The organism is Nitrococcus mobilis Nb-231 (assembly GCF_000153205.1).
GTDB classification, from domain to species: domain Bacteria; phylum Pseudomonadota; class Gammaproteobacteria; order Nitrococcales; family Nitrococcaceae; genus Nitrococcus; species Nitrococcus mobilis.
Genome location: NZ_CH672427.1, coordinates 1,020,629 through 1,045,269, shown reverse-complemented (window position 1 = coordinate 1,045,269; position 24,641 = coordinate 1,020,629). Strand labels below are relative to the sequence as shown.

Sequence of the window (24,641 nt, the reverse complement as noted above, 5' to 3'; positions counted from 1 at the left end):
ACCATGGCCAAACGTCGGCGCAAGCAGCAGCCTAACCGCAAACGAAATTCGCCCCGGGGCGGTCGGTTTCTGCGGCGTTTGTTTCTGCTTCTCCTACTGCTTCTGGTAGCCGGCGGCGCAGCCTACACGTATTGGTTGAATCGTCGCATCGTCAACGAGTTCGAAGGCAAGCGCTGGGCTATCCCGGCTCGAGTTTTCGCCCGCCCACTTGAGCTGTACCCAGGCGAGCGCCTGAGTCCGGAGAATTTTTTGGTCGAATTGCGAGCCGCCGGCTACCGCCAATCGGCGAGTGTGGAGCAGCCTGGTTCGTATGTTCATCAGGGCGAGACCTTCCGAGTCCACACGCGGGCTTTTCGATTCTGGGACGGAGGGGAGCCTGCGCGAATTTTGCATGTGCGCTTTGGCGGTGATGACCGCGTAGCGGAGCTGGGCAATGCTCGAGACGGTACAGCCTTGCCTCTGGTCCGACTGGATCCAGCCCATATCGCAAACATCTATCCTGCTCGGCGCGAGGATCGCATTTTGATCCGCTTGGATCAGGTGCCGCAACCGCTGGTGGAGGCGCTGATCGCCATAGAGGATCACCGGTTCCTACAGCATCACGGCATTTCGCTGCCCGGTATTGCCCGTGCGCTCATAGCCGATATCCGAGCCGGGCGGTGGGTGCAGGGTGGCAGCACCCTGACCCAACAACTGGTGAAAAATTATTTTCTTAGTAACGAGCGCACGCTCTGGCGCAAGCTCAATGAAGCGCTCATGGCGATTTTGTTAGAGCTGCACTACAGTAAGCGCGAGATCCTGCAGGCCTATCTCAACGAAGTTTATCTCGCCCAGGATGGGAATCGTGCGGTGCATGGCTTTGGTCTTGCCAGCCGATACTATTTCGACCAGCCACTCGATCAGCTTGCTCTCGAGCAGCAGGCACTGCTAGTGGGATTGGTCAAAGGGCCTTCATATTATAACCCGCGCAGGCACCCGGAGCGGGCGCGGGTACGTCGTAACCGGGTACTTGATGCCATGCGTGAGCAGGGCTTTGCCTCGAGTGCCGAAGCTCGACGGGCAAAGCGCCGACCGCTTGGGGTGGTGCATCGGCCACCGAGCAGCAACACGGCGTTCCCAGCCTTCATGGATTTGGTCAAACGCCACTTGCGCCGCGACTACCGCTACGAGGATTTGACCTCCGAGGGGCTGCTTATCTTCACTACGCTGGCGCCATCCGTGCAGCATGCCGCGGAGCAGGCGTTGGCCAAGCGGGTTCGGCGTTGGTTGCCCGGCACAGAGGGGGCCGTGATCGTGACCACCGTGGAGGATGGCGAAGTAGAGGCCGTCGTGGGGGGGGGCGATCTGCGCTATGCCGGGTTCAATCGGGCATTGGACGCCCGCCGCCAGATCGGCTCGTTGATCAAACCGGCGGTCTACCTCACGGCCCTGGAGCGACCGCAACGCTTTGGTCTCGGCAGCTTGCTACCGGATACGCCCGTTACCCTCCAAAATGCCAACGGCCAGGTTTGGACGCCGCGCAATTACGACCGCAAGCACCATGGTAAGGTGCCGTTGTGGTCGGCGCTGGCGCACTCCTACAATGTTCCTACCGTGCGGCTGGGATTGGAGGTCGGGCTGCGGGCGGTGGCGGATACCATCCGGCGGCTGGGCGGTCGGGTACCGGACACGGTGTATCCGTCCTTGCTATTGGGTGCCGTACAGTTCACTCCGCTCGAGGTGACCAGGATGTACGAGACGATTGCCTCGGGTGGTTTCCGTACCCCGCTGCGAGCGGTGCGAGCCGTGATGACGCCGGATTACGAAGTCCTGAGTCACTATCCACTCGAGGTCGCGCGGGTCTTCGATCCGGGCCCGATTTATCTGCTGCGATATGGCTTGCAGGAAGTGGTGCAGCAAGGGACCGCACGCGGACTGTCTCGATGGCTGCCATCGAAGCTTTATGTAGCCGGTAAGACCGGCACCACCGACGATACCCGTGATAGCTGGTTCGCTGGTTTTACCGGGCAGAGGCTCGGGGTGGTTTGGGTGGGGCGGGACGATAATGGCCGGATCGGATTAACCGGTGCGAGCGGCGCGATGCAGATTTGGGGTGAAATGATGGCGCAATTGCCACTGCAGGCATTCGAGCCGACTCCCCCGCAGCGGGTGCGAAGGCGTTGGATCGATACCCAGACGGGAGCGCTCGCCGCTGCCTATTGTGAGCACGCCGTGGAGTTGCCGTATATCCGCGACAGCGCACCAGATGGTACCTCGGGGTGCGTCCGCTCGGCGAGTGAGGTCGATCGAGCGATGAATTGGGTGAAGAGGCTATTCAACTGATGGGCACAGGAATTGCTGTACGTTGGCCCGTGGCCGGCTTGGTGCTCGGCTTGCTCACAGGCTGCGCTGCGCCACCCTCGGGAGGCCCCGCGCCCCCGCCAGTGCCTGCTGAGACCGGTGAGCAACCGCTCCCGCCTCCGCCTGCTCCAGGTGAACGCAAAGTCGTTATGCCCGCGGCGGTGCGCGATCTGGTAGCTAGGGCAGAGGACAGCTCCGCGGCGGGTGAGCATGATCGTGCGGCCGCTTATTTGGAGCGCGCCCTGCGCATCGTGCCGCGCAACGCCATAATCTGGCAGAATTTGGCGGTGGTTCGGTATCGGCAACAGCAATACGCTCAGGCCGAGAGTTTGGCGCTCAAATCGATCGCGCTGGCGGGCGACGATGTCGAGCTCAAGCGCCAGAATTGGGTGTTGATCGGTGCCGCGCGGGAACTGCAGGGTGATGAGGCCGGAGCGAGGCAGGCGCATGCTCGGGCGGCCAGGCTTGCTAATTCCAGTGCAAAGCCATGATCTCGTCGAGGTATGCCGGCACGCGCTCGGTGGCAGCGGCTGCCTCGCTCGGGCGGTGCCGGGCTTTCAACTACGCATCCAACAGCTCCAGATGGCGCAGGCTGTGGCCGAAGCCCTGACCGACAGCGCCACCGTGGTCATCGAGGCGGGTACCGGGATCGGTAAAACCTTCGCCTATCTGGTCCCTGCTCTATGCTCCGGGCGTAAGGTCGTGCTTTCCACCGGTACCAAGACCCTGCAGGATCAGCTTTTTTATAGAGATCTGCCATTAGTGGCCAAGGCGCTGGAGCGGCCGTTACACGCTGCGCTGCTCAAGGGGCGCGCCAATTATCTATGCCGCTACCGCCTGGCGGCGGCGGCCGAGGAGGGGCGCTTCGACAATGCCAAACAAGCAGCCGCTTTTGGCGAGCTCTACGATTGGTCGAGAATCACCTCGAGCGGGGATCTGACCGAGGCGCCGCTGGCTTTGAACGATCCTGGCCTGCTCGGGCGGGCCACCGCGACGGCGGATAACTGCCTCGGGCAGCAATGCCCGGCCTATGCGACGTGTTTTCTTATGGAGGCGCGGCGCCGAGCCCAGGAAGCCGATGTGGTTGTTGTCAATCACCATCTGCTGATGGCCGACTGGGCGGTGCGCCGTGGTGGCTTCGGTGAAGTGTTGCCGGCCGCGGATGCCTACGTTCTGGATGAGGCACATCAGCTCGCGGAGACGGCGGCGCGGTTTTTCGGGCGCTCTGTGAGCAGCCGTCAACTCAAGGATCTGGCTCGGGATACCCGCTTGCAGCAGCTGCGCGAGGCGCCCGACTCACCGGCGCTCACTGGTGCCGCCGAGGATTTGCAACAAGCCATGCGGGTGCTGCGTCTCGCGCTGGGCCAAGGTGCCCGCCGGGGCGCTTGGGCTGAAGTATCAAGCCGGCCCGGAGTATTGCAAGCACTACAAATCCAGCTTGCGGCGCTGCAGAGCCTGCACACGGTGCTCGGGCCGCTGGTCCAGCGTGGCAAAGGGCTGGAGAGCTGCTGGCGGCGAGCGGCGGAGATCGCCGGCACGTTGCAGCGTTTTCTCGCCCCCGAGGAGGAAGCGGGCTATGTCCCATGGTGGGAGACCGGTGCAGCCTCTTTTACTCTGCACCTGACACCGCTCGATATCACCGCTACCTTTCATGATCGTATGGCGGAGCATCCGGCCGCCTGGATTTTCACCTCCGCGACTTTAGCCGTAGGCGGGCGTTTCGATCACTATGTGGCCCAGCTCGGACTCGGGCAGCCGCGTACCCTGCAGGTGGAGAGTCCGTTCGACTACGCACGCAATGCCCTGCTGTATGTGCCAACGGGTTTGCCGCTGCCAAATGCGCATGACTACCAAGCACGTTATCTGGAAACGGTGCTGCAGGTCCTGCGCGCGAGCGGTGGCCGGGCCTTTCTTCTGTTCACCAGCCATCAAGCACTCGACAATGCCGTGCGCTTTCTCGCCGAGCGTCTGCCGTATCCACTGCTGGTGCAAGGCCAGTTATCTCAGAATCAATTGTTGCAGCGGTTTCGTGATCTCGGTGATGCTGTTTTGCTGGGGGCGCAAAGTTTTTGGGAAGGGGTGGACGTGCGCGGTGATGCCTTATCCTGCGTCATGATTGATCGCCTGCCATTTGCTGCGCCCTCGGAGCCTGTTCAGCAGGCGCGTGTGGATGCCCTGCGGCGGCGCAATGCCAACCCCTTCGTCGATCTCCAGTTGCCACAGGCGGTGATTGCGTTGCGCCAAGGTGTCGGGCGCTTGATTCGGGACAGCTTGGATCGCGGCGTGCTCGTCATTGGCGACAATCGCTTGGTAAGCCGGTCCTACGGGCGAGTGTTTCTGCGTAGCCTACCTCCGATTCCGCTGACACGACGAATCGGCGATGTGCAAGCGTTTTTCGGCGAGTACAGTTCCGTCACCGTTAAGGAGCCATCGTAGGGCATTGTCCTCGGGTGCTTGCCGTCGATAAGGCATAAAGTGCGCTACGTGAGACGCCCAACGGAAACCGCGCCGACGGCTCGCATCCGCCGCGGCAAAGCGTTGGGAAGGTGCATCGGACCGGGTCGCTGAAGAAGAGCGAACCCGGTCCAAGAGGTAAGGGCAACCAGACAGGCTTGGTAGGCTGCTATTCCATGAGCGGATAGGTGCCTTGCTCGTCGTGAACCTCCCGTCCGGTGAGCGGTGGGTTGAACACACACATCATTCGCAGCTGTGATTTGGCACGCAGGTAATGCTTGTCGTGTTTATCGAGGGCGTAGAAAACACCGGGATGAATAGGGTGAATCTTACCGTCGTCCACGGTCTCGAGCTCGCCTTCACCTTCGATGCAGTAAACCGCTTCCAGATGATTAGCGTACCAAATGTAGGTCTCCGAGCCTGCGAACAGAATGGTGTCATGGAAAGAAAAACCCATTCCGTCCGACTTGAGCAAGAAGCGGCGGCTGTGAAAGGTCGATGCACGGACGTCGTTCTCGCTTCCTACCAGCTCGTCCAAAGTACGATAAATCATAGGCAACTACTCTCGCTTCCCTACCCAGAGAACTACTGGCCGGCCGCTTGGGGTGCGCCGATGTCGAGTTCCTGCATGGCCTCGACGATGGCACGATCGATGATTTGCAGTCCCTTGTCCAAGTCCGCCTGTGCAATGGTGAGCGGAGGCATGAGCTTGAGCACGGCATCCACCGGGCCGGCTGTCTCGATAATCAGGCCAAGTTTGAAAGCCTTTTTCGAGACGGCGCCCGCCAATTCCTTGTCCATGAACTCGATTGCCTGCAGCATGCCGCGACCACGTACCGTGCCCAGCGTTTCCGGATATTTACTGGCCATTTTTTCCAAGGCCTCACGGATGTAGTCTCCCTTGGCCGTCACCTCCTGGCTGAAGGTTGAGTCGCTCCAAAAGAGGTCGATGGCCCGTTTGGCGGTGACCATGGCAGGATTGTGGCCACGGAACGTGCCGTTGTGCTCGCCGGGCTCCCAAATATCGTATTCTGGTTTTACCAGCGTAAGAGAGAATGGCAGCCCGTATCCGCTGAGCGATTTGGATATCGTGATCACATCCGGGTCGATCTCCGCTTCTTCGAAGCTGAAGAATTTTCCGGTACGCCCGCAACCGGCCTGGATGTCGTCGACGATCAAAAGCATGTCGTGTTTGCGACAAAGTTGCTGCAGATTGCGCAGCCACGCAACGGAGGCGATATTGACGCCACCCTCAGCCTGAACGGTCTCGGTGATGACCGCCGCCGGTTGATCGACCCCGCTGCCGCCGTCATCAAGCACGCGATCAAGATAATCGATGGTGTCGAACCCTTCACCCATGTAACCATCGAACGGCATCGGATCACTGTGGGTCAACGACAAGCCGGCGCCGGCGCGCTTAAACGCGTTACCGGTAACCGACAGCGCGCCCAGGGTCATACCGTGGAAGGCATTGGTAAAGGCAATGATCTTCTGCCGGCCCTTGCTCTTGCGGGCAATCTTCAATGCGCTTTCGACGGCGTTAGCGCCTGTGGGGCCAGGGAACTGGACGCGGTGGTTCAGACCCCGAGGTTTGAGTATTTTCTCATGAAAGGTCATGAGAAACTCCGCTCGGGCACGGCTCGCCATATCAAGGCTGTGGGTGATGTTATCGCCGGCCAAATACTCGATCAGTGCCTTTTTGAGTTCGGGGTGATTATGCCCGTAGTTGAGCACGCTGGCTCCGGCGAAAAAGTCGAGGTAGGCTTTGCCGTCGATGTCATAGAGGTAGGATCCCCGCGCCTTCTCGAACACCGTCGGGAAGTTGCGGACATAACTACGCACCTCGGACTCGTAGCGTTCGATCGCCTCCATTAATTCCATGAGTGCACCTCGGTTGGTTTGTTGCTAAGCCTAATTGGTGGCGGGCGGTTGCCGTTTCTGGTTTAAGCGCGCGCGCTGCTGGTTAACGCACGCTCGCGCTTTAAGGCAACGGTCCTATGCGGTAGAGCTCTTCATCCTCGTGCCCGGATTCGGGAAACTGACTGGCGCTGAAGCACGGGCTAATACGGCATTCCACTCCGAGTTGTCGGGCAATGGCTAGAAAAAGTGCTCGGGAGGCGGCATTCGAGGGTGCTACGGTGGTCTCGAGTAGCGTGGCTCCTTGAGCGCCAGGACTATGCAAAAAGCTGGTCACGAGCCGCTTGCCTAGGCCGCAGCCCTGCATGCTAGGCAAGATTCCGATCTGCCATAAAAACAGGACCTCGGGGCGTGCCGGTGGGTGGTAGCCGGTGACGAAGCCGACGATCTTGCCGCTGAGCTCCGCGACGACGCAGGTCTCGGCAAAATCCTTGGCCAACAGCAGATAGAGGTAGCTGGAGTTGAGATCGAGGACGTTGGATTCTTTCACTACGCGCCATATACCACTGCCGTCATTGACATCGGGCTGGCGAATAATGGGAATCCCTGTATTCGGCTCAGTGTGGGTCACAGCTGCCTCCCTATTTTTAGGGGTATAGGCTCCTTTATATCCACTTCACGCAAGACGTTATTCGGTTTGCGATGACCCAATACGAGCACCGTCCAACTCGGCCATTACCGAAGGATTGTGGGGCGTCTCCCTTGCGGTCGCGATTATCTTCCTTCTGCAAAAGCAACGCGTTACGCCAAAGCCAGACTCTAGCAGGTCTATGAAAAGACGAGAGGGGATATCGGCATGCGATCAGGCCAGCGAGCCTGACATATGAAGCAGTTGAAATCAAAAGCATTCCTATAAATAAACATAATGCTCAATTAAATTAAAGACGCCAGCCGCGACGGTGTCAAGAGTAAAATCCCCGAAGAGTGCTCAGATTTAGCCCGATGTCGTCGTACACCGCGAGCGCCTGGCCAAGCACGAACAGGTGCTCCTCGCGCCAGTTACCCGTCAAGGCGCGCCCGATCGCCTGTTCGCTCGCCTTCACGTGCCGGCCACGGTGGCGCGGATGATCGCCTGGCCGGTCTGTCCCTTGACGCACTCGATGCGCGATAGCTCGTCGAGCAGGGTCGTATCGATCCACTTGGACCAGAGCTTGTGAAGGGTCGCGGCGGCGGGCTCCGAGAGTGCTTTGCGACCCGCCTCGGTGAGCTGCAACTTCGAGCCCGAGAGCTGTGCTATCCTCCCGGCTTGCGCGATGAGCGGCCAGGCAAAGGCGCGAATCGGACCTGCGTTCTCATCGCTCCACTTGCTCTTGACCGGGAGGATCGGGTAGTAGTCGCCGCCCTCTAGGACGTTGGTGATGGCCTTGATGGTCGCGGCCGAGGGGCGTCGCGTCTTGTCGCTGACAGAGACCTTGCCCGAATCGATGAGGCGCAGCACCGAGAGCAGCTCTCGCTGAGCGGTCAATTCGGTCTGGTGAACCACCAGTGGAACCTCCTCTGTGCCTTTTTCTTCTGTCCTCGTCTTGGAATTCCACCTGGACCAGGGCAGTTCACAGGCAGCGGGAAGCCCCGGCATGGTATTGACCTTGGCTTTCGCAGGTTTCGGCACGAAGGTCTCGAGCCGCGCCTTGAGGTCGCCGACATTCATGTGCTCGGTGAGCGCGACCTCGAGCGTTGGGATCCGCTCGCCGGAGTAATATCGTTTCCTTTCGTCTCCATCGTCCTCGCAGACTAATCTTGGCGGCGGATATTTTCGCTTCGCTCTTGCATGCCCTTTGCCGAGCTCAGAAGCTGTCTTGTTAAAACGCTGTTATTTATCATATAAATATATTTAAATCTCACACAAGAGATCAGCTCGTGTACGACAGTGACCTCTCCGACGAACAATGGCAGCTCATCGCGCACCACTTTGAACCCAAAGACAACCGCGGCGCTGTTCCGATCCATTCCAAGCGCACTATTGTTAACGCCATCCTCTACATCAACAAAACCGGCGCTCAATGGCGGATGTTGCCCAAGGAGTTCCCACCCTGGCAGACCGTGTACGACCATTACAGCAACTGGAATCGGCGCCGTGTTTGGGCGGCTGCCCTTGACGCGCTCAACGCGCTGCATCGAAAAAAAAACGGCAAAACCCCAACCCCAAGCTACGCCATCATCGACTCCCAGAGCGTCAAAACGGTCAGCGCCAGCAAAGCGCGGGGGATCGATGGCAGCAAGAAAATCAAGGGACGCAAACGCCATCTCGTAGTCGACACACTGGGCCATCTGATTCAGGTGATCATCCACGCGGCCAACGTCGATGACACCGCGGGAGGCTGTGCGGTGCTGCGCGCGGCACGGGATAAATGCCCACCCTGTGAAGGGCTTCTCCGGCAATGCGGGCTATCGTGGTGCGGCCGTTGTTCAACTCAACGGATGAGTTGTCGGTAACGCTGTGACCACAGCGTCTCGCCGATTGTGGGCCGTTCGCCGAGGTAATGATGCGCGCCTCGGCCTGATAGCGCGGCTCTTCGTGGCGTTCGATCGGGTGGACGATGACCTCGGACAGCACGGGCGTGACCAATGGAAAGGGCCGTGTCATGCTTCCTTGGTACCAGCGCACGATTCGGAATGTCCAGCGAGCTGATTTAACTCATTGGGAAGTCTGGGGTATCTGTAGAGAACAGATTCGTCTTGGCCACGAATGAGTCTGTGGTGGTGGGGGTTTGTCTGCGTCGATCGGCCATGAGTATGCGCGTTTGTCCGCGCGGCCGGGTCAGCGCTGCGTAGCCATACTACCTTTATGGAGCGAATGTGAGCGATCCCCGAATATTGGCTTTTGATACAACGAGCGAGGCCTGTTCTGCAGCGCTTTCGACGGCGCAGGGCGTGTTCAGTCGCTCTGAGATCATGCCACGTGGGCATACCCGGCGATTGCTTCCTCTGCTCGATGAGCTCCTAGGGCAGGCGGCGCTGCAATTGAGTGACCTGGATGCTATTGCCTATTGCCGTGGACCCGGTTCGTTTACCGGTATCCGCATCGCCGCTGGTGTTGCCCAGGGGCTTGCCTACGGGGTAAATCGGCCGCTGATCCCGGTTTCGACCTTGGCTTGCCTTGCGCAAGGCGTCTACCGCGAACAAGGCGGCGAGGTGGTGTTGACGGCAATCGACGCGCGCATGGATGAGGTCTATTGGGGAGTCTATCAGCTCACCGCACAGGGCATCATGGTCGCTATGGCCGATGAGCTGGTGGTCTCGCCGGATGCGGTGCCCGTGCCGCCGCTGCTTGGTTCATGGTATGGAGCCGGATCGGGTTGGAGTTTGTATAAGGAGCGGCTTGTGGCGCGCTGTGGTAAACCGACCGGCGGTCTCGACGGCGGACGTTTGCCGGATGCTCGGGATTGCCTGAGCATGGCACTTGCCAGGTACCGCGAGGGCGCTCTGGTGGGTGCAAGTGATGCGCTGCCTGTCTATCTTCGCAACCGTGTGACCTGATGGCCATCGAACAACTCACTGGTCGTGCTGGTCCCATATAATACGAAGGCATGGAGTAGGCGCGCCGGATGCCGGGCTCCAGCGTGCGCTGCACGCGCCGTTGGGTTATGATGCGCGCGCGGTTGGGGTGCATCGCGCTCAGGCTGGGCATGTGATCTCAAGTAGCACAGCAAAAAGCCGTGTTGGCCGGCGGCTGGACCACCCAACTGCTGTGTTACTAGGCTTGTGTTATCAGGCTATGGTCGACGTCTGAGCACCAGAAGGCGGAGCGATTATGGCAAATATCTTTGCGCAGATTATCAACGGTGAAGTGCCTGCCGATATCGTTTATCGGGACGATCAGGTGACGGCCTTTCGGGATATCAACCCGAAGGCGCCAGTCCACATTCTCATTGTTCCGAACAAAGTGATTCCTACAGTCGATGACATCGACGATGCGGACGAGCGGTTGGTTGGTCATATGGTCCTTGTCGCTCGTGATCTCGCCAGGAAAGAAGGGATCGCTGCGGACGGTTATCGGCTATTGGTGAATTGCAATCGCCACGGCGGGCAGGAAGTTTATCATTTGCACCTGCATTTGATGGGCGGACGGCCTATGGGCCCGATGGTCGTTGCTTGAGCGGGGATTTCACACCCGGGAAAGGCAAACTGGCCTGCATAATAACGCAAGCCCGGGGGGGGCGGGTTGAAGCCGGGACGACGATCCCGCCTCGCGAAGGGCCTTACTATATTCCGATGAGTGAGTCATTCTCAGGCTTGGCGGCTGCACGGCGTAGTTCGCAGGCGGCCGTGTTCGCGCCGGTTCGAATGCGCTGTCTTGTTTTTTTCTGCCTGCTGTCACTGGCAACACTTTTTACTACTACTACTGCTGCCGCGGCGTTGCCGCTGCGCGTCTTCGTCAGCGTCGCCCCGGAGAAGACGTTCGTAACGCGTGTCGGTGGTCAGCGGGTGCAGGTCGCCGTTATGGTTCAGCCCGGCAGCAGCCCGCACACTTATGAGCCCACGCCGAGGCAGATAACAGCGTTGGCCGACAGCGATCTTTATTTTCGCGTTGGAGTGCCGTTTGAACGGAGTTGGATGCAGCGCATCCGCAGTATGAATCCCCGGATGAAAGTGGTCGATCTCCGGGAAGGGCTTCCCCCGCGCAATGGCGCGGATCATCGTCACCTCGGGGCGAAGCACGAGCCTTCCCTTCAGGATTTTCACATTTGGACAAGCCCGCGGCGGGTCATTTCGATGGCCGCCCGCATACGCGATGCGCTCACGGATTTGGATCCCGCCGGCGCCGATGCTTACGAGGCGAACTATCAGGCCTTCGTCGTCGATCTGCGCGCGCTCGATACCGAGATCCGAAATGTGTTGGCCGGATTGAGCAACCGACGTTTTCTCGTGTTTCACCCGGCCTGGGGTTATTTTGCCGACGAGTACGGCTTGCAACAGATTGCTATTGAGGTCGGCGGTAAGACGCCTGGGGCCGCTGCTCTCGGGCGGCTGATCAAATGGGCCAAGCGAGAGGAGATCCATACTATTTTCGTTCAGCGCCAGCACAGTTCGGCCCCCGCCTTGGCGGTGGCGCAGGCGCTTGACGCCCGGATCATTCGAGTGGATCCGCTTGCCGAGGACTATGCGCCCAGCCTACTCCACCTTGCCCGGTCATTACAGGAGGCGCTGCGATGATAGCGCGGCCGGTGATCGAGCTCACGGGGATTTGCGCCGGATACGGTGGCCCGAGTGTGCTCCAAGATGTGACCTTGGGCGTCGGTGCCGGTGAGTTCTTGGGGTTGGTTGGCCCCAACGGCGGCGGCAAGAGCACGCTGCTCAAGGTGATCTTGGGCCTGCTGATGCCGAGTCGCGGGCGGGTGCGGGTGTTGGGAGCCGTCCCGTTGCGTGCTCGCCGGCAGGTAGGTTATGTGCCGCAATATGCCGAGTTTGCGCGGGATTTCCCCATCTCTGTATGTGGGGTGGTGTTAATGGGGCGGTTAGGGCAGAGCCCGCCACTGTTTGGTTACCGCCGTTGCGATCGGACGATCGCCATGCGCAGCCTGCGCGAAGTAGGGCTGGTGGACCTCTGCGAGCGACCGATCGGTGAACTCTCCGGCGGCCAGTTCCAAAGGGTACTGATCGCCCGGGCACTTGCCACTGAGCCGGAGATCCTGTTGCTCGATGAGCCCGCCGCCAATCTGGATCCGCGTGCGGAGCGGGACCTGTTCGGGTTGCTCAAGAGCCTCAACCGAAGGATGACCATTCTTGTCGTCACCCACGACATTGCATTCGTCTCCGAATACGTAACCCGTGTCGCTTGTCTCAACCGGGAACTCGTTTGTCATACCACTGAACCGCTTACGGCCGAGACCATAGAACGACTCTACGGTCATCCCATTCGCTTCGTCCAGCATGAGGGGCACGGTTGATGTGATGGAATTCCTCCGCGCCTTGATGGATTTCAGCTTCCTGCAAAATGCGCTGCTGGGCGGGCTTCTCGCCAGCCTCGGCTGCGGCATGATCGGTCCCTACGTTGTGGTCAAGCGGATCAGTTATCTGGTCGGGGGCATCGCGCATGCCGTGCTGGGCGGCGTGGGTGTGGCCTATTATTTCGGTTGGCCGCCGTTCGGCGGTGCCTTGGTGGCTGCCGTATTAGGGGCGTTGCTGATCGGTTGGGTGAGCCTGCGCTGGCGGCAACAGGAGGATATGCTGATCGGTGCGTTCTGGGCCGGGGGTATGGCGGTCGGCATTCTCTTCATCTCGCGTGCGCCCGGCTACAATGTCGATCTAATGAGTTATCTGTTCGGCAATATCCTGCTGATCACACGGGATGATTTGCTGCTGATGGCCGGGTTGGATGCGGTCATTTTTACTTTGATTATGGTGTTTCATCGCCAGTTCCAGGCGGTTTGCTTCGATGAGCAATTCGCGCGCCTGCGCGGGGTCGGAGTGACTCAATTCTATCTTCTGCTGCTCTGTATGGTAGCGCTGACCCTCGTTTTGTTGATCCAGGTGGTTGGCTTGATTCTGGTGATCGCGCTCGTCTCGCTACCAGCAGCCGTTGCTGGGCAATGGGTGCGCTCGCTGGGTGCGATGATGCTGCTGGCGACGGTTTTGGGCGCCATAGTTACGCTCTCCGGGTTAGGTTTGTCCTATGGGCCGGATCTCCCTTCCGGCGCGACCATCGTGCTTGTCAGCGCGTTGGTCTATTTCTTGTCCACCCTAATGATGGGTATTCGCAAACGCCGGGTTCAGGGGTAGCCTGTGCCGGACAGATCGAGCGCCGCCCTTTATTGGCATAGGAATATGCGACGGCCGTGGTGGCTAGCCAACTTGGTTCTGCTGCTCTTCACGAGCGGCGTACTGGCGGCGGGTGAGCGGCTCGAGCTCAAAGGCCAGCTCGTCCAGGGCGGGATGGTGATTGGCCGTACGATGCCAGGCGCGCAGGTGCGCTTCGATGGACGCGATGTCAGGGTCGCGGACAACGGCGAATTCGTCATTGGTTTCGGCCGTGATGCGCGTGAGCACATGCTGCTTGAGATCCGTTATCCGGATGCTCAGGTATCAAGGCGACGGTTGACGGTGCGCCAGCGTCGTTATCCTATTCAGCGGATCAGCGGTCTGTCCGCGCAGCAGGTGACGCCGGGCAAAGCGGAGCTTGTCCGGATCCGCCGTGAGGCGGCGCAAATTCGCCAGGCGCGCTCCGCAAACAGCACCCGCACCGATTTCGACGGTACTTGGATTTGGCCGGTAAGCGGCACGATCACAGGGGTTTACGGCAGTCAACGGATTCTCAATGGCAAGCCGCGCAGTCCGCACAGAGGTGTCGATATCGCCGCTCCGGCGGGTACGCCCGTTCGTGCTCCTATCGATGGGGCAGTCAGCTTTGCCGAACAAGGGCTGTTTTTCTCCGGCGGAACCGTGATTTTGGATCATGGGCACGGCATCTCGACCACCTATGTTCATCTCAGGCGGATCTTGGTCCATACGGGTCAGGCAGTCCAAAAAGGGCAAAGCCTCGGTGAGGTCGGGGCGAGCGGTCGCGCGACCGGCCCTAACCTGCATTGGGGGTTGAACTGGTTTGACCGTCGGCTCGATCCGAGTCTGCTCGTACCAAGCATGGCCGAGATGCGCTCTAAGCGTTGAGGCTGTGGAGTGTTGTGATGAGAGGAGATTGATGTGGTGCTTTCAACCCGCACAGTAGAATTCCCGCTGAGTCGGGCAGGTTCTTGACATGCGTGTGGAATACGTCATTGCGCTAACCTTGGTCGCGCTGGTCGTCCTTGCTGCCTTGACCGGTTTCGCGATGGGGTCACGGTGGCAGGTTGCGGTGAGCACTCCTGTGGCCGCCTCGCCGCGCGAGGTAATCGCCTACGTGGCCGATTTTCATACTTGGCGGCAGTGGAGTGTCTGGAACACGCAGCATTTCCCCGGGTCGACTTTTTCCTATCGTGGCACCTCCCGCAACGCCGGCTCCGAGCAAGTGTGGGAAATGGGCCCCAAGACCACAGTGTGGCGGTTGCTTCAGGTTCAGCCCGCTGAGCTGCGCTATCGGCGGCAGACCAACGATGGGCCTGTGCGTGACGGTCGCTTCCAAGCCGAACGTGCGTCAGGCGGTACCCGCCTGACGTGGGCGGTGTCAGGCGAGACCGGGTGGAATCCGTTCGATCGGCTCATCGCATGGTTCTATAGCGATCGTGTGCGCAACCAGTTACATGTCGGTCTGCAGGGCATTCAACAGCACTTTGGCGCACCGTAAGGATCACCTACGCCCGACTGACGGGTATCGTTGGCGGCTCTCGCTTTGCTAAGCGAGTACACCTGGGTAGGTAGGTGTTAGGATTCGGGGTAAATATCCTGCCGCACCGAAAAAACCTTCCGAAATTCACCTGAATGGCCCAAAACAGGTCATTTTGCTTCATAGGCGACGGGGCGTGCGCCGTGAGCTGCGTAATGATGCTTGGGCCCAGCAGCAACCACGGGCGCGGCTTTGCTTAATCCGGGAGGAGACCAATGGAGCATGCCAATTACGGCGCATTATCGCCGTTGACGTTCATTGAACGCAGCGCCGCGGTATTCCCTGAGCGCACGGCCGTCATCCATGGAGAGCTGCAGCGGAGCTGGGAACAGACTTACGAGCGCGTGCGGCGGCTTGCCTCGGCGCTGCGCGGCCGGGGTGTCGAACGAGGCGATACCGTAGCGGTCATGCTCGCTAACACGCCGGAGATGCTCGAGGCTCATTTTGCCGTTCCGATGGTCGGCGCGGTGCTCAACGCCCTCGACGTGCATCAGGAGGCCCGCACGATCGCCTTCATTCTGCAGGACTGCGGCGCCCGGGTATTGCTTACTGACACGGAATTCGCAAAGACCATTGAAAAGGCGCTGGCCTTGTTGCCATCCCCGCCGCTGGTGATCGATGTCGACGATCCGCAAGGCGGCGGTGGGGAAGGTCTCGGCAAGCTGGGCTATGAGGCCCTACTTGCCGAGGGTGATCCGACTTTCATCTGGGAGCCCCCGCCGGATGAGTGGGAGGCGATCGCGCTCAACTACACGCCGGGGACAACCGCTAATCCCAACGGGATTGTCTACCATCACCGCGCGGCCTATCTCAAGGCAGTCAGTCATGTTTTGGTTTGGGGGCTAGCCCCGCACCCCATTTATCTGTGGACGCTGCCGATGTTCGACTGCAACGGTTGGTGTTTCCCCTGGACGATCACGGCCATGGCGGGAGTGCACGTCTGTTTACGGGAAGCGCGGGGCGAGGCTGTATTTGAGGCGATTCGCCGTCATCGGGTGAGTCATCTCTGCGCCACCCCGGCTGTTTTGAATGCATTGCTTGCGGTATCTGTGGAGCGCAGGCCTGGCAAGTTCGATCACCCCGTTAAAGTAATGGCGGGCGCAGCGGCTCCATCCGCCGCCGTCGTCGAGGGCATCGAGGCCATGGGTATGGAGATAACCCATGTTTATGGGCTGACCGAAGCCGGTGGCCCGGCGGCGGTTTGCGCGTGGCATCCGGAATGGAACGCGAGACCGCGCGAGGAGCGCGCTCGGCTCAAAGCGCGGCAAGGCGTGCGTTATCCTATGCTGGATGGGCTCATGGTGGCGGATCCGCATACCCTGGTTCCGGTGCCGAAAGACGGGCGAACGATCGGCGAGATCTTTATACGCGGCAACACCGTCATGAAAGGCTATTTCAAAAGCGCGCAGGCCACCGAGGAGGCATTCGACGGCGGCTGGTTTCACACGGGTGATCTAGCGATCTGGCATCCCGACGGTTATATGGAGATCAAAGACCGCGCGAAGGATATCATCACCTTAGACGACGAGCCCAGCTCGAGCCTCGAGATCGAGTCGGTGCTTTGCCGACACCCCGCGATCATGGAGGCGGCGGTGGTGGCGAGAATGGATGAGGAACTGGGTGAAACCCCCTGTGCTTTCGTCGTGTTGAAGCCGGATGCCGCGAACGTCGGTGCCACCGAGATCATCGAATTCTGCCGGCAGCACATGGCGCATTCCATGGTGCCTAAAACTGTGGTGTTCGGCGAGCTGCCCAAGACATCCACCGGCAAGGTGCAGAAGTTTAAACTGCGGGCCTACGCCTGGCGGCTCTAACCGTTGTTCTCGGCAAGCGTGGCGGGCCTGAGTTTGACGGGAGGCAGCGGCGGTGCCGTATTTAGAGGAGCACACGCTTGGAACGTGAGAGCTTGGACTACGAAGTGGTGATCGTAGGCGGCGGTCCCGCGGGCTTGGCGGCGGCGATCCGGCTCAAGCAATTGGCAGTGGCGCACGGCCGGGAGCTGTCGGTGTGCGTGCTGGAGAAGGGCAGTGAGATCGGCGCCCATATCCTATCGGGTGCGGTGCTCGAGCCGCGGGCGTTGAATGAACTCCTACCCGACTGGCGCGAGCGCGGGGCGCCGCTGAATACACCGGTGACCGAGGATCGGTTCCTTTTCCTCAGTCGGGCGAACGCCTACGCTTTGCCTGTGCCACTGCAGATGCGCAATGCCGGCAACTACATCATCAGCCTTGGCAACGTCTGCCGCTGGCTAGCCGAGCAGGCCGAAGCGTTGGGCGTCGAGCTCTATCCCGGCTTTGCCGTCGCCGAAGTGCTCTACCACGCCGATGGTTCGGTCAAAGGGGTGGCCACCAGCGATATGGGACTTACCCCGGACGGGTTGCCCGGAGCCAACTATCAGCCGGGTATCGCGCTGCATGCAAAGCAGACATTGTTCGCCGAAGGCTGCCACGGTTCGCTGACCAAAGTCCTACTCGAGCGCTATTCCTTGGCACAAGGTGCGCAACCGCAAACCTACGGTTTAGGCATCAAAGAGCTTTGGGAGATCGAGCCGCAGCACCACCACCCGGGCCGTGTGATCCATACACTCGGATGGCCGCTCGACTCACGGACCTACGGCGGGGCTTTCCTGTATCACCTGGAGGATCGTCAGGTCGCGGTGGGGTTCGTAGTCGGGCTGGATTACAGCAATCCCTATCTCTCCCCGTTCGAAGAGCTGCAACGTTTCAAGTTGCATCCCGCCATCCGGCCCACCTTCACCGGTGGCCGGCGGGTGTGTTACGGCGCGCGGGCGCTGGTTGAAGGCGGCTATCAGAGCTTGCCGCGGCTCACCTTTCCGGGTGGGATGCTGATCGGTGACGCGGCTGGTTTTCTCAACGTCCCCAAGCTCAAGGGGACCCATATGGCCATGAAATCCGGCATGACAGCCGCGCAGGCGGTATTCGAGGCGTTGACTCAGGCCGGCGCAACCCCGCGGGAGATTGTGGCCTATCCCGAGCAGTTGCGCCAAAGCTGGCTCTGGGATGAGCTCTACCGAGCACGCAACATACGACCGAGCTTTCACTGGGGGTTGTGGCCGGCACTCGCTTACTCGGCGGTGGACACCTATCTCTTGCGCGGTCGAGCGCCTTGGACGCTCGGCCATCGGGCCGATCATAGGTGTTTGAAATCCAAGGCTGAGGTGCGGCGTATCGATTATCCCAAGCCCGATGGCGTCGTGAGCTTCGATCGTTTGTCCTCCGTCTACCTCTCCAACACCCATCATGCCGAAGACCAGCCTTGCCATCTCAAGCTGCGCGATGCACAGACAGCTATCGATGTCAATCTCGCTCGTTATGATGCGCCTGAGCGGTATTATTGTCCCGCCGAAGTCTACGAGATCGTCGCTGGCGAGGATGGGCGGCCTTGTCTGCAAATCAATGCCCAGAATTGCGTGCACTGCAAGGGCTGTGACATCAAAGATCCGACGCAGAACATCGATTGGGTCGTACCTCAAGGCGGCGACGGTCCCACCTACCCCAACATGTAGGAACTGATATGTTTTGAGGCGCAAGCCACGCGGGGATAAACCGGTCCTAAATAAAAGGAAGAAGACGATATCCGTGCGGCATACGATTCTGGTAACGCGCTCATTGGCACGGCGGATGGCCCTGGTCGACGCCGCCCGCGAACGGGCGCACGGACGTCAGGTGCTGAGTCCGGCGCAAGCGGCCGCTCGCCTGGCTGGCGGATTTCTGCAGGCGCCGGAGGCGGTTGCCGTGCAGGAAGCGCTCGATGCGGTTCTCAGGGATGACTTCATTGCCCTAGGCGAGCTCGAGGGTATTCGCCGCTTGCCCGGGATGGTGCGCGCCAGCGCCCAATCGCTGCGCCGGGTTTGGTTGAGCGGGCAAGATTTGAGTACGTTGGCGGCACACGGTGAGCCGCGCTTGCAGGCCATGGCGCAGCTCGAGCAAGCGGTGCTGAGCCGGTTGCCCGGCGGCCGGCTGCGGCCACGCGAATTGCTCGCCAAGGCGTTGCAGCATATCGATCGAGCCTCCCGCCTGCTCGGCCCAATTACCTTGCGGGGAATGTTCGAGCTCGATCCCGTCTGGCGCCCCCTGCTGCTCGAGCTTGCCAAGGTCTGCCCCGTTCGCTGGGAGGCTCTGCCGGATTCCAGGCCGCACTGGGCCTGTAACGGCGCCCGGATCAAGTGGCAGGCGATCAGCCGAGCGACTCCGCAAGTGAGCCGAGTCTCCTGCGCCAACCCGCGGCATGAGGCCTTGGAAGCGCTGCGCTGGGCACGGGAGCTGCTTGCCGCCGACGAGGTTCGGCCGGAGGAGATTGCGATTGCGGCGCCGGCAACGGCCGAATGGGAGCCGCACATCGCGCTCATCGCCGCCGAGGCCGGCCTGCCCGTTGCGTTTGCCGGCGGGCGCCCGGCGTTGTCGACGCGGGACGGACAGGCGGCGGCCGCGCTGGCGGAGATTCTGCTCAAGGGACTGAGCCGCAGCCGCGTGCAGCGGCTGCTCAGCCTGGTGCGCGGGCAAACGCCGCTGACTGCCCAAGTTCCGCCCACCTGGCGGCGGATCCTGCCGAAGGACGCGCCGCTGCTGCGTCTCGACCAATGGCGGGTGTGCCTAGCGCGTGCCGTGACGGCAGACAATGGCGCGGTGGAGGGACTGCTCAGTGTGCTGGAGCAGCTCGATCGCGGCCTTGATGCGGCGGAGGCCATCGGCGAGCTGCTCCTTGGCAACCGGGCCCTGGGCATTTGGCGCACGGCGCTGAGCGAGGGACCGGCCTGGGGATTGGATGTCACACTCGAGCGCCTGAGGATCAAGGACGACTGCGAGCCGGCGACAGCCATCTTGTTCGGCCAGGCCGCCGATCTCGCCGCTTGTCCTCGACCTTACGTGTGGCTGCTGGGCTTGACCAGTCGCGGCTGGCCACGGGCCTCGCAAGAGGATGCGCTGCTGCCTGCCCACGTACTGGCGCCGGCTATACTCGATCCGGTTTCGTTAACGGAGCGCGACCGACGGGATTTTCAGGCCATTTTGCACACGACAGCGAAGCGGCTCATTCTCTCCTGGGCCCGCCACGATGCCGAGGGTCGGGAGAATGGCGAGAGCGCGCTGCTGCGTGCCATCGATGCAAAAGAAATTTACCGGCACGATGCGCGCGTGCCGGAGCATGCCGTGAGTGAACCCGACCGGGTGCTGGCCCGACCTGAGGTGTTCGCGCAACAGCCCCGCGCCCGCAGCGCACGCGCGTGTTGGCTCAATTGGCATCGCCCGCAGCTCACGGCGCATGATGGGCTACTGCGTGCGGAGCATCCGGCTGTGCGGCGGGCATTGCAGCGCCCTTTTTCTGCAACTCGGCTGCGCGCGCTCGTGCGCGACCCCTTGGGATTCGTCTGGCGCTACGTTTTGGGATGGGAGGCGCCGCTGGTAGAGCGTGAACCGCTTGCGCTGGATGCCCAGGCCTACGGCAACCTGGCACATCAGGTGCTGGAGCGGGCATTGGTGCGTCTTGAGCAGGCGGGCGGGCTGGCCGGTGCGACCGCTGGTCAGGTGAGACAGGCCGTCGATGCCGCATTGGCTGACTCGGTTACCGAGTATGAGGTGAACGAGCCCGTCCCACCGCGGGTTCTCTGGCGCCGCACTCAGGCCGAGATCAGGCAGCTGGCGCTCGCCGCGCTGACCTACGAGGAGCCACCTCTGGCAGGTCAGCGCTCGTTCGCCGAGGTCGCATTCGGCGGCGGCCGCGCAGCGCACGAGGCGGATCGGCCCGTCCCCTGGCATGGCGCCACGGCCGTGCGAATTCCGGGCACCGACCTCGCTATCACCGGCCGGATCGATCGGCTGGATCTTGCGGCCGATCAAAGCGTTGCTCGGGTGACGGATTACAAGACGGGCAAACCACCGGCCCCGGGCAAGACGGTCATTGTAAGGGGCGGTGCGGAGCTGCAGCGCTGCCTGTATGCCTTCGCAGTCCAGGCTCTGCTCGGGCCGCAGCTCGTGGTGGAGGCGCGGTTGCTCTATCCGGGCGAGCCCGGCACGCTGCTAAGCATGGATGCGCCGCGTGAGCGTCTCGAGGAGATCGCTGGTTACCTGGTCGCCGCCCACGAGCATCTGCTGACGGGCCACGCGCTGCCCGGGCCGGGCACCGCCGAGTTCGACAGCGACCCGTTACGGTTCGTTTTGCCGGGTAATGCTAAGGCGATCTATCTGGAAACGAAGCGCCCGCTCGCGGCCCAGAGATTGGCACCGTTGCCGGAGCTTTGGGAGTTGCCGTGAGCGAGCTTATCGATCATCGGCAACGGCTCCGCGCGCTGACCGCCATCGATTCCACTTTACTCGTCGAAGCGGGGGCAGGCTCCGGCAAGACGGCGCTCATGGCCGGGCGCATCGTTTACTCGCTGGCGCAAGGCATCGAGCCGGGGCGGATCGCCGCGATTACATTCACGGAACTGGCCGCCGGGCAACTGCTGATCCGCATTCGCGGCTTTCTCGAGCGGGCCTTGCGCGGCGAAACCCCGGTCGAGCTGCAAGCCGCTTTTCCCAAGGGTCTGAGCGACGCCGAGAGGATTCGGCTGACGACGGCCCGCGAGCGTCTTGCAGAGCTCACCGCGACCACGATTCACGGCTTCTGCCAACAGCTTATCCGCCCGTATCCGGTCGAGGCCGATATCGATCCGGGGGCGGCGATTATGGATGCACCGGCGGCCGAGTTGGCTTGGCAAGATCTGTTGGAGGCGTTTCTAAGAGAGCGCCTCGAGGCAGCGGATGAGGGTGATCCGCTGGTCGCCTTCATCGAGGCGGCGGGTGCGAATTCAGCCGCAGAGATCGACCGGATCGCGCGCTTTTTGCGGCGGAGCAGGAGTACCGACCCGGTTGCGGCACAAGACGCTACGAAGTGGCTCGAGTCGCTGCACGAGGCGGTAACAGCACTGGCTAATTGGCTGCAAGAACAGCTCTGCAGCGAGCCGAGCACGGTGGAGTTGGTGGCCGAGCTGCGCGCGCTGGTGCAGGTCTATCGGCGCGCATTGCAACATGGGGCGAGTCCGCGCGCGCTGATGGCCTTGGCGTTCGTTCCGCCGCGGTGCAGTGCCCACACTCAGAAGCTCACCTTCCGGAAGTGGGGTCGGCAAGGCAAGTGGCAGAGCGCCGCGACGGCGAGTGGTCTATCCAAGGCCGCCGGCACCGCGCTCTCACGGGAGGGAGAAGCGTTGTATCAAGTGGTCGGAGCCGCTTGTACGGCGCTGCAGGGGGCCGTTGCCATCGGTGCATTCGAACAGCTGGCCGAATCGTTACGCCCTTTGCTGGAGCGCTATCAAGACTATAAACGCGCCGCCGCTTTGTTGGACTTCGATGATCTGCTGGCAACGGCGTGTGCTTTGCTGCGTGACCCCGCCAACGAGCCGGTGCGCCGTGCGCTGAGTGCGCGTTACCGATACATTTTGGTGGACGAGTTTCAGGATACGGATCCTCTGCAGGTAGAGATCCTGTGGCGGTTGTGCGGCGAGGGCACGCACGACACGCCCTGGCAAGAGCGCGTGCTGCGGTCAGGCGCACTTTTCTGCGTCGGTGATCCCAAGCAGGCGATCTATCGCTTTCGCGGCGCTGACGTGGCCACCTACGTCGCCGCTCGGGAGCGGCTCAAAGCCGCCGATCCCGAGTGCATCCTCGAGGTGACCGCCAATTTCCGCTCCTACCGGCCGATACTCGAATGGGTGAACGAGCGCTTTGCTGCGCCGCTTACGGCCGTCGGTCAGCCCGGCTTCCAGCCGCTTGCCCCGACCCGGACTCCACCGGATGACGCCCCGCGCGTGGTTCGGCTGACGGTGCCGGTGGCTGCCGCCGATGACAAACCTCGGCCGAGCGAATGCCGCGAGGCGGAGGCGCAGCGCGTGGCGGAACTTTGCCAACGGCTTATCGGCGGTTACCCGATCCATACCGGCCGTCGGCCACGCCCCTGCCGGCCGGGTGATATCGTGTTGCTGGCGCCGTCCGGAACCGAGCTTTGGCGCTACGAACGAGCCCTCGAAGATCGGGGGGTCGCGGTTGCGAGCCAGGCCGGTAAGGGGTTCTTCCGCCGCCAGGAGATCCAGGATCTCATCGCCATCACCCGCGTGCTGGCCGATGCCCGCGACACCGTAGCACTCGGTGCGCTGTTGCGCGGGCCACTGGTGGGACTCACCGAGGAGGCGTTGCTCGACATCGTCGATCAGTTGCCGCCGCCGGAGGATTGTGCCGGATCTGCGCGGCTGACGTTGTGGACCGAGCCTGCGTACGTGGCCGACACGCTGGCCCGGACGACCCTCGAGATCCTGCAGGCGCTGGCGGCGCGGGCGTTGGATACGACGCCGTTTGCGCTGCTCGGGCAGGCCGTTGCCGAGCTGCACGTGCGTCCCTTGCTGATACACCGCCACAGCGGCGGGGCGGAGCGCGCCCTGGCCAATGTCGAGCTATTTCTGGAGATGAGCAAACCGTACGCGGCGCGGGGCTTGTTCGCCTTCGCTGCCGATATGCGCACGCGTTGGGAGGACGCCGAGGCGAGTACGGAAGGCCGCCCGGACGCACAGGAGCACGCCGTTCACCTCATCACCATGCACTCCGCCAAGGGCCTAGAATGGCCTATCGTGATCCCTGTCAATACCGTGAGCGAGGGCCGCGCCGCCGGCGGCCCTTTGTTCGATCGCTCGGACCAACGGATCCACTACTGCCTGGGTGCTTTCCGTGCGGAGCGTTACGTCACAGCGCTCGATGAGGAGAAGGCCGAGCAGCGGCGCGAGCAGGTTCGGCTGCTTTATGTGGCTTTCACGCGGGCCGAGCAATTGCTGGTGTTGCCGCAGCCGCTCGAAGCCGAATCAGGTTGGTTTGGCCTGCTGGATCTGCGCCTCGATCAGTTGCCGACGCTCGATGACGGCGGTTGGGGGTCGTCGTTGCCGGAGCGTATACCTGCGCAGATCATCAATGGCCAGGACCGAGTGAGGTTTCAGCACGAGGCGCAGCGCATCCAAGCCGCCCGCCGAGCGCTCGTTTGGCGCCGGCCGAGCGAGCATGAGCCGGCCGGCGCTGCGCCGAGCATGGCGGAGGAATCCAGCGTCTTCGCCGAGCCGGCTGCGGACGCGATGAGTCCCGCTGAGGGCGGTGCGCTGCGTGGAACAGTACTGCACAAGCTCATGGAGGAGGTGCTGACGGAAGAGGTGGACGAGGCGGCGCAGGTGCTGCAAACGCGCGCGGCCGAGTTACTGGCGCAGTTGGCGCCCGCGCCGGTCGAAGCCCCGCCGATCAGCGACTCACCCGCCGAACTCGCCGAGGTGGTACGGCGCACGCTCGCTTTGCCGGTGGTGGTGGCGTTGCGGACACGGCTGCTGGCGGAAGTACCGATCTACGACTGCTATAAGGTGGCTGAGGCCCCACGAGCGGAAACGCTGATCTCGGGGGTCGCCGATGCGCTCGCGCTCGGTGTCGACGGCACCGTCGAGGCGGTGATCGACTGGAAAAGCGATATCGCTCCAAGCGAGCGCGTGCGCCGGCTCTACCGCGAACAGGTGCGTGCGTATCTTGTCGCAACACAGGCCAAGCGTGGCCTGGTCGTGTATATGAGCCTGGCCGAAGTGGACGAGATCACCGCGGCTTGATGCCTGAGGCGGCCGCTCGATCGGTACTGGAGAAAGCGCGCCGGCGGCTTATGC

General features: G+C 61.8%; 20 protein-coding genes. 15 read left to right on the top strand and 5 right to left on the bottom strand.

Annotated features, from left to right (window positions below; genetic code table 11):
* The first annotated feature begins 3 nt into the window (after window positions 1-3).
* The 3 genes from mrcB to NB231_RS04735 all read left to right on the top strand — a co-directional run bounded on the left by mrcB (window position 4) and on the right by NB231_RS04735 (window position 4,776).
* Window positions 4-2,322: a penicillin-binding protein 1B gene (gene mrcB, locus NB231_RS04745; protein WP_005000202.1), complete on the top strand. Its 2,319-nt coding sequence runs from the start codon at window positions 4-6 to the stop codon at window positions 2,320-2,322.
* A 167-nt stretch (window positions 2,323-2,489) separates the two neighbouring features.
* Window positions 2,490-2,831, top strand: coding sequence for a tetratricopeptide repeat protein (locus NB231_RS04740; RefSeq protein ID WP_005000201.1), 342 nt, complete (start codon window positions 2,490-2,492; stop codon window positions 2,829-2,831).
* A complete protein-coding gene (locus NB231_RS04735; protein WP_084766235.1) occupies window positions 2,788-4,776 on the top strand; it encodes an ATP-dependent DNA helicase in 1,989 nt (662 codons plus the stop codon). The genes NB231_RS04740 and NB231_RS04735 overlap by 44 nt, the downstream gene beginning before the upstream one ends.
* Before the next feature lie 187 nt (window positions 4,777-4,963).
* On the opposite strand, the gene NB231_RS04730 is transcribed toward NB231_RS04735, so the two are convergent.
* From NB231_RS04730 to NB231_RS04715, 5 genes are all read right to left on the bottom strand, one after another.
* Window positions 4,964-5,347 (bottom strand): ectoine synthase, encoded by a 384-nt coding sequence (locus tag NB231_RS04730; RefSeq protein ID WP_005000199.1) that lies wholly within the window; start codon window positions 5,345-5,347, stop codon window positions 4,964-4,966.
* 32 nt (window positions 5,348-5,379) lie between these two features.
* The gene (ectB, locus tag NB231_RS04725) at window positions 5,380-6,675 is read right to left on the bottom strand and encodes a diaminobutyrate--2-oxoglutarate transaminase (protein WP_005000198.1); all 1,296 of its coding nucleotides are present in this window, start codon (window positions 6,673-6,675) and stop codon (window positions 5,380-5,382) included.
* A 100-nt stretch (window positions 6,676-6,775) separates the two neighbouring features.
* Window positions 6,776-7,282, bottom strand: a complete 507-nt coding sequence (gene ectA, locus NB231_RS04720) for a diaminobutyrate acetyltransferase (protein WP_040661824.1) — start codon at window positions 7,280-7,282, stop codon at window positions 6,776-6,778.
* A 331-nt stretch (window positions 7,283-7,613) separates the two neighbouring features.
* Window positions 7,614-7,754: a hypothetical protein gene (locus NB231_RS17420; RefSeq protein ID WP_005000192.1), complete on the bottom strand. Its 141-nt coding sequence runs from the start codon at window positions 7,752-7,754 to the stop codon at window positions 7,614-7,616.
* Window positions 7,751-8,359: a hypothetical protein gene (locus NB231_RS04715; protein WP_005000188.1), complete on the bottom strand. Its 609-nt coding sequence runs from the start codon at window positions 8,357-8,359 to the stop codon at window positions 7,751-7,753. The genes NB231_RS17420 and NB231_RS04715 overlap by 4 nt, the downstream gene beginning before the upstream one ends.
* A gap of 209 nt (window positions 8,360-8,568) precedes the next feature.
* Here NB231_RS04715 and NB231_RS04710 point away from each other — a divergent pair, with 209 nt between their 5' ends.
* From NB231_RS04710 to NB231_RS04655, 12 genes are all read left to right on the top strand, one after another.
* Window positions 8,569-9,144 carry an IS5 family transposase gene (locus tag NB231_RS04710; RefSeq protein ID WP_005000186.1) on the top strand — a complete coding sequence of 192 codons (576 nt, stop codon included), beginning with the start codon at window positions 8,569-8,571 and terminating at the stop codon, window positions 9,142-9,144.
* Window positions 9,145-9,507: 363 nt separating this feature from the next.
* Window positions 9,508-10,188, top strand: a complete 681-nt coding sequence (gene tsaB / locus NB231_RS04705; RefSeq protein ID WP_040661821.1) for a tRNA (adenosine(37)-N6)-threonylcarbamoyltransferase complex dimerization subunit type 1 TsaB — start codon at window positions 9,508-9,510, stop codon at window positions 10,186-10,188.
* 274 nt (window positions 10,189-10,462) lie between these two features.
* Window positions 10,463-10,807, top strand: a complete 345-nt coding sequence (locus tag NB231_RS04700) for a histidine triad nucleotide-binding protein (RefSeq protein WP_005000184.1) — start codon at window positions 10,463-10,465, stop codon at window positions 10,805-10,807.
* 116 nt (window positions 10,808-10,923) lie between these two features.
* Window positions 10,924-11,865 (top strand): metal ABC transporter solute-binding protein, Zn/Mn family, encoded by a 942-nt coding sequence (locus tag NB231_RS04695; RefSeq protein ID WP_005000183.1) that lies wholly within the window; start codon window positions 10,924-10,926, stop codon window positions 11,863-11,865.
* Window positions 11,862-12,599, top strand: coding sequence for a metal ABC transporter ATP-binding protein (locus NB231_RS04690; RefSeq protein WP_005000182.1), 738 nt, complete (start codon window positions 11,862-11,864; stop codon window positions 12,597-12,599). The genes NB231_RS04695 and NB231_RS04690 overlap by 4 nt, the downstream gene beginning before the upstream one ends.
* Window positions 12,600-12,603: 4 nt before the next feature.
* On the top strand, window positions 12,604-13,431 hold the full coding sequence (locus NB231_RS04685; protein ID WP_005000181.1) for a metal ABC transporter permease: 828 nt from the start codon (window positions 12,604-12,606) through the stop codon (window positions 13,429-13,431).
* 72 nt (window positions 13,432-13,503) lie between these two features.
* The gene (locus NB231_RS04680) at window positions 13,504-14,316 is read left to right on the top strand and encodes a M23 family metallopeptidase (protein ID WP_232210389.1); all 813 of its coding nucleotides are present in this window, start codon (window positions 13,504-13,506) and stop codon (window positions 14,314-14,316) included.
* Between the two features lie 88 nt (window positions 14,317-14,404).
* Entirely contained in the window at window positions 14,405-14,929 is a 525-nt protein-coding gene (locus NB231_RS04675; RefSeq protein ID WP_005000179.1) for an SRPBCC family protein, read from the top strand.
* Window positions 14,930-15,183: 254 nt separating this feature from the next.
* Window positions 15,184-16,782: an AMP-binding protein gene (locus NB231_RS04670; protein WP_005000178.1), complete on the top strand. Its 1,599-nt coding sequence runs from the start codon at window positions 15,184-15,186 to the stop codon at window positions 16,780-16,782.
* Window positions 16,783-16,859: 77 nt separating this feature from the next.
* Window positions 16,860-18,494: an electron transfer flavoprotein-ubiquinone oxidoreductase gene (locus NB231_RS04665; RefSeq protein ID WP_005000177.1), complete on the top strand. Its 1,635-nt coding sequence runs from the start codon at window positions 16,860-16,862 to the stop codon at window positions 18,492-18,494.
* Between the two features lie 73 nt (window positions 18,495-18,567).
* Window positions 18,568-21,237, top strand: coding sequence for a PD-(D/E)XK nuclease family protein (locus NB231_RS04660; RefSeq protein WP_050756051.1), 2,670 nt, complete (start codon window positions 18,568-18,570; stop codon window positions 21,235-21,237).
* On the top strand, window positions 21,234-24,587 hold the full coding sequence (locus tag NB231_RS04655) for an exonuclease V subunit beta (RefSeq protein WP_005000175.1): 3,354 nt from the start codon (window positions 21,234-21,236) through the stop codon (window positions 24,585-24,587). Before NB231_RS04660 ends, NB231_RS04655 begins: the two co-directional genes overlap by 4 nt.
* The last annotated feature ends 54 nt before the right edge of the window (window positions 24,588-24,641 follow it).